Raw genomic sequence first — 3557 nt, forward strand, 5'->3', positions numbered from 1 at the left:
CGAAGGTGAGCACCCAGCGGCGGACGCTCTCGTACGTGACGATGATCCCGCGCTCGGCCAGGAGCTCCTCGACATCGCGGTAGCTGAGGGTGAAGCGAAGGTACATCCAGACGGCGCGCTGGATCACGTCACGTGGGAAGCGGTAGCCGGAGTACGAGAGCGGGCTCATACGGCCCGGCTACGATGCTGGATCGACCGCCGCAAGCCAGTCCGCCCGCCTACGTGACAAGCCCGCCGGACTGCCCTGGCTGCCGGCCTGCCGTCACGGCATGGTCAGGTATGCCGACGTCGCCAGCCCTTACCTGCGAAGTGAAAGTGGACGAAGCCTGGCGGCCCGTCAGCCTCAAGGAGGCACGCATTCTACCTGGCGACGTCGTGAAGCGCTGTCCGGTCTGCTACGGCCGCGTGACGGTGATGGGCGTCTTCACCGCGGAGGGCCACCTGACGCTCTCACACCGCCGATCGCACGATGGCTGCCCATTAATCCTGAAGTGCTATCGCGGCGTCCCGAAGCGGCATCCGGAGGCGGTGGAGTAGGCGTCACGCATCCCGGCAGGATAGCTGCCGGGGCGCGTATATCGAGGCGCGCATTGGCCCTGAAAAAATAGTGTAGACGGCGACGCTGTAGCTGCCATCGCGGCGGGGCGCGAACTATGGAGAGGCGCTCTGTGCGCGGCTCCAATATCGGCGGCAACATTACCTAATAATCAGGGAAATGAAAGACACCAAAGCGGAAATAGGATCTCAGCCAATAAGGCGATTGATATACCTAGTGATAATACCCAGTCGATGCCTCTAAATCCGGCCAGTTCAAGAGGTGCTGATTGCCGTTCAGACGCAAACATCGAATTCAAATACTGATCGATACGTGCACCATCATGACCGTTGTCGCGCATAGCAGTCCCTCAAGTTGTTAAGAGGGTAGGACCTGAACGATTCGGGTCCAGCCAAGCTTAGGAATATGGTATTTAGGTTTCGCTGTCTATCGTGCAGCGCACCCACGCCTTGCAAACAAACTATGTTATGAGAATATTCGGCGCCGACATCGCAATCCGTCACCCGCCGCCCCGCATTCGGCGCCTCTTTCACGAAGCGAGGGATGGACCGGCGACGGACGATAGCTCGCCCAGATTGTAACCGGAGGAATCATGCGAGCTTGAACTCGCCAGTCAGCACTGGGTTCGCATCACGCGCATAGCCGTGCTGGCTCAACACTTTCTGAGGCCAGGCGGGGAGGAGAACGCCCATGGCCACGAAGCCAGAACGGATTGAGTTCGCCCAAACTGCCCTCGACGCCTACATTCATGCTGAGGGTGCTGGTCGGCGCTGGGTTGGCGGCGTGCCAGCCTGCGATGTCGTTGATCTTATCACTGACCTTCTGCTCCTCGCAAAGGCTAAGGGGCACGATCCCTGCTCAGTGCTCACCAGGGCTAAGAGACACTTGGAGGCCGAGGCTTCGGAGCGCTGCTAGAACACAAAGAGCCCCCTCACTTCAGACAGCCCTTTGCCTTCAAGACTTCCTCAGCCGCACCCCTGGTCCCTCGCCGTTCTCCTTGACGAAGATGAAGTCGCAAGATGTGAGCGTGACGCCTCCTTAACCGCGCGTCGCTACCGCCGCCAGCATGTCCGACCACCCACCTGACCTGACCGGCTGACTTTGGACCGAGCTGATTGAGAGGATCAGCCAGGACCAGAGGAGTTGGGTCGGCGTCCGCCACTGTTGTCCGGCAGAGTTAATCGGCACGCGGACCGGGAACGGTCTGACGCCTGAACCCGTTGAGCGCTCCACCAGATCGGAGAGCAATCATGAAGTACCTCACCATCGCGGCCTCGGTGTTTGTGCTTGGCTTGCTCGCCGGCACCTCCGTTGAGGCGAAGGGCTGCATGAAGGGCGCAGTCGTCGGCGGTGCTGCCGGCCATATGGCGGGTCATGGCAAGACGGGCGCCGCGATGGGATGCGCGGTCGGCCACTACAAGGCCAATAAGAAGGACTGAGGCAAGGAGTAGCGTCCCCGCCAATTGCTGTAGGGATGCTGTCATCACCTCTACAACTGGTCGCTCTCGTTAAAGGATCTTCATGCGCTCTGTTGTGCTCGCTCTCATGATATTGATCGCTCCTAGCTTGGCGATTGCGCAAGGTCAGCCACCAATTCGGAGCCCGCAAGATGCTGCTTGCCGAAGCGAGGCGCAGGCCCGCGTGTTCGGAACACCAAATCCAGGCGGATTATCGATGCACGATTTGGGTGCTCAGATCTATCACGCTTGCATGAGGCGTTCTAAAGGCTCGGGCGGTTCCTCACGGGGCAGACGTCATCATACGCGATGATGTCGGTGCCCTCTCCACCCTGCCCGTAACGTTGCCCGTCGGGCACGGCTTTCGCCGCGTAGGGTTATTCCCTCTTGAGGGTGATCCACCAACGTTGACGGCGGACACTCCGGAGTGAGCCGCAGCAGCGATTACAGGGTCGAGCCCTTCCGTGCCTTTTCCAGTTGTATAAGCTCTTTTAGAAGGGTTTGCGCGAGAGCCGTATGTTGGGACTTTTCTACTGGCGCGATCTTCTTGCCGTAACTCGTGGTAACTGTCATGAGATTTCGGTCAACCTTGAAGGTGCCCGAGTAGGTTCTACCGTCTAGCTTGACGTGAATTGAGTGGCCCGACATGCGGAAGCCCTCCCGACTGCGTGGCAAACATCTCAGCAGTACATTTATCTCTGATATCTTTTTTCGTGACTGACGTTATCATAGAAAAACGGAGATGGCGCGCCTGGGAGGGCTCGATGTTTCGCCTCGAGAACGGAGCACAAAGCGCTCGAGATTTGGTCAGCGAGGCGATTAGACTGGATGTAGTAAGCCTCATCGAGCTCTACGGCAACGACGGGTTCAGAGTGGCTTGCGAGAGAGCCCAGCGAGCACGAGCAAGAGGAGATCGAGCGGAAAAACTGATATGGACCCAGGTAGCTCTCAAAGTACGGCACAGGTCCTTCGGGGACGCTTCGAAGTTGCCCGTTCAGGCTGAACCGGCACAACGAGCGAAGGGGCGTAAGCCTCGTCGTGCGACGCGTTCTAAGCCATGAGGCCCTGTAGATCGCCGCCAGCGCCAAAAGTCGGCGGCTCTGACTGGCGTTCCGGCTCGTCCGGGTCAGCCACCGCAGATCATCGGCGCAGATGTCGTCGTGCAGCGGTACGGCAGTGGGCATAGCAGAACCTCCTGGTTCGCCGCACCGAATGGCTAATGCCGCGCTGTGAGAGCCCGTGCGCGGCCTGGGCCGGGTCAGCGGATGTTTTCTCGCGGCCACGTCCAACAACGTGACAAGCCCCTAGGGCCTGTCGTCGCCTGAACGGACTGGCGGGGCTTGCGTTTTCGTCTCTCCAAGGCAGGAGGGATGATGCTGAGCGACGCGCAATGGTCTGAGCTGGAGCCGCTGGTCGAGGCGTGCCGTCCGAAGGCCAAGACGCCACCGCAGGACCTGCAACGCACACTCTCGGCCATTCTCTGGCGGCATCAGAACGGGGCGAAATGGCGGGCCATTCCGGAGGATCTTGGTCCTTGGTGGCGG

The 3557-nt window shown here is 59.9% G+C and carries 3 protein-coding genes and 1 pseudogene; 3 read left to right on the top strand and 1 reads right to left on the bottom strand.

The window, feature by feature from the left end:
• A pseudogene (locus ACXJL8_RS36620) lies at nt 1-169 on the bottom strand (IS6 family transposase); the annotation flags it as partial.
• A gap of 146 nt (nt 170-315) precedes the next feature.
• On the opposite strand from ACXJL8_RS36620, the gene ACXJL8_RS36625 reads away from it, so the two are divergent.
• The 3 genes from ACXJL8_RS36625 to ACXJL8_RS36635 form a co-directional block, all read left to right on the top strand.
• On the top strand, nt 316-537 hold the full coding sequence (locus ACXJL8_RS36625; protein WP_456686584.1) for a hypothetical protein: 222 nt from the start codon (nt 316-318) through the stop codon (nt 535-537).
• A 1269-nt stretch (nt 538-1806) separates the two neighbouring features.
• The gene (locus ACXJL8_RS36630) at nt 1807-1995 is read left to right on the top strand and encodes a hypothetical protein (RefSeq protein WP_456686585.1); all 189 of its coding nucleotides are present in this window, start codon (nt 1807-1809) and stop codon (nt 1993-1995) included.
• 1391 nt (nt 1996-3386) lie between these two features.
• A partial coding sequence (locus tag ACXJL8_RS36635; protein ID WP_456686586.1) for a transposase occupies nt 3387-3557 on the top strand: 171 nt, incomplete at its 3' end.

It is taken from the genome of Bradyrhizobium sp. P5_C11_2, assembly GCF_054049755.1.